This window comes from Mycobacterium sp. (assembly GCF_050701675.1).
Lineage (GTDB): Bacteria > Actinomycetota > Actinomycetes > Mycobacteriales > Mycobacteriaceae > Mycobacterium.
Window position 1 is genome coordinate 1 of the sequence record NZ_JBOGDD010000152.1, and the last position, 2,074, is coordinate 2,074.

Below are 2,074 nucleotides of genomic sequence, written 5' to 3' on the forward strand. Positions count from 1 at the left end.
CGCCCATGCCGGTCACCACGCCCATGCAGACCCGGCACAGCTCGCTGACCACGACGAAGCCCATACCCGCCTGATCGCCGCCACCGAACATGCCGCCCGACGACGAACCACCCGAGGATGCGCCCCCGTCGCGCATCTTCGCGAGTCGCTTCTCCAGCGACTCCTTTGCCATCGCATCGATGCCGAACGCAGCGAACAGCTTGCGGATGATCGGGTAGGGCGGCATGTCGCCACTCTCGAGGTCATCGACGTGGGGACGGATCTCCTTGTCGACGAATTCGCGAACCGCATCGCGCACGGCGACATCGACGTCGGACCATTCGAGCATGTGGTCAGGCAGCCTTTCCTGGCTTGTGCCGACTGCGCGCCGGGCGCAGGCCTGCGAGGGAGAACGTGGTGTGCACCAGCGACCCGGCCCGTTCCATCAGTGACGACGGGCGTGGCCCGCGTGGCCCACCGGGAACGTAGTGCACGGGCAGGCCTCGGCGATCGCGAGGGGGACCCGTGAAGCTGGGCGCCTCGATCAATGGAGCATCAGCGGGGGAGCGGCCTGCTGCCCGCCGGTAGGCCGCCAAAGCCCTTGGGTGGAGCCGAATCTCGTCGGGCACCGCGACGAAGGCCAATTGGACGAACTTTCCGAACAACCTCAGCACCACTTCATCGCCCGGTGTCCATCGCATGCCCGCCTTCTCGCGGACCGCGGGGTCGAAGAGGCCCGCCGCGATCCAGCGCTGGCCGGCGACCATCGGCTTGAACAACTGGTCCCACAGGGGTGTCGGCATCGCGACGAACCACGGCTTCGGGATCCGGATCGAGAAGATGTCCAGGGCGGCTTGGTTGATCTCGAGTTCATCGCGGCACTTCAACTCCCAGTACTCCTGGAAGTCGTCCCACGTCGCGGGCACTGGCCGCATGCTCATGCCGTACATGCGGTACCACTGGACGTGTTCGTCGAAGAGCTGTCGTTTCTCGGCTTCGGTCAGTCCGCCGCAGAAGTATTCGGCGGTCTTGATGATCAGCATGAAGAACGTGGCGTGCGCCCAGTAGAAGGTCTCGGGATTGAGCGCGTGATAGCGGCGCCCCTCGGCGTCGATGCCCTTGATGGTTTCGTGGTATCCCCTGATCTGGGCGCCGGTCCGCGACGCGCGGTCACCGTCGTAGACCACCCCCATGATCGGATACACCGACCTCGCGACCCGCTGCAGCGGCTCCCGCAGCAGGATTGAGTGATCCGTGACGCCCGCGCCGAGCTCCGGATACATGTTCTGAATCGCGCCGATCCAGACGCCGAGCATGCCCGTGCGAAGGTCTCCGAAGTACTTCCAGGTCAGCGAGTCTGGGCCAAGGGGGTCGGCGTCCTTGCGCGTCGAAGTGCCGGCGGTCGCGGTCGTCGTCGATGTCGCGGTCATCGTGTCCTCGCAGAATTCAAGAGCCCACGGGTTGTTCAGCAAACATAATCTTGACAACGCCCGTTGTCCACCGTGTCGGGCGACGCGCCGCCCATCGTTATCCGCCGGGCATCCGCCCTCCACACCGTCGTGACCAGCGGATTATCCGACAGGTCAGGATTGTGAGCAATGTCCCAGGTCCGGCATTCAAGATCATCCACCTGCGGCTTCGCAGGTCATGGCACCCGCGACCGGATCGCCGTGATTGCCCACCTTCAGACGGGACACCTAGGCTGACGGAGTGGATGTCGAATCGTTCGAGGAACGGTCCGGCGGGAAGGATCGCAGCGGACCGCTGTCATGGCTGACGAACACCAACTACAGCCCCGGTGTCATCGCCTTCGTGAGGCGTGCTCGCCGCGCGCTACCTGGCGACCCGGATTTCGGGGATCCGTTGTCCGCGGCGGGTGTTGGCGGTCCGCAGGCCGCGGCCCGGGCGGCCGACCGGATCCTCGACCGGAATGCCGCGTCGCGCGAGGTGAGCCTGGCGGGTTTGCAAATCTGGCAGGCCCTGACCGAGCGCGTATCCGGGCGACCGGCGAACCGCGAGGTCACGCTGGTGTTCACCGATCTCGTCGGATTCTCGGAGTGGTCGCTGCGAGCAGGCGACGATGCCACGCTGAAGC

General features: G+C 65.7%; 1 protein-coding gene and 2 pseudogenes. 1 reads left to right on the forward strand and 2 read right to left on the reverse strand.

Translation table 11 applies throughout. From position 1 onward, the window contains the following. Positions 1 to 328, reverse strand: a pseudogene (locus ACRDUX_RS04375) (acyl-CoA dehydrogenase family protein); the annotation flags it as partial. Positions 329 to 332: 4 nt separating this feature from the next. Continuing rightward, positions 333 to 1,409, reverse strand: a complete 1,077-nt coding sequence (locus tag ACRDUX_RS04380) for an oxygenase MpaB family protein (RefSeq protein WP_526411385.1) — start codon at positions 1,407 to 1,409, stop codon at positions 333 to 335. Between the two features lie 280 nt (positions 1,410 to 1,689). On the opposite strand from ACRDUX_RS04380, the pseudogene ACRDUX_RS04385 reads away from it, so the two are divergent. Then, positions 1,690 to 2,074: pseudogene (locus tag ACRDUX_RS04385) on the forward strand (adenylate/guanylate cyclase domain-containing protein); the annotation flags it as partial.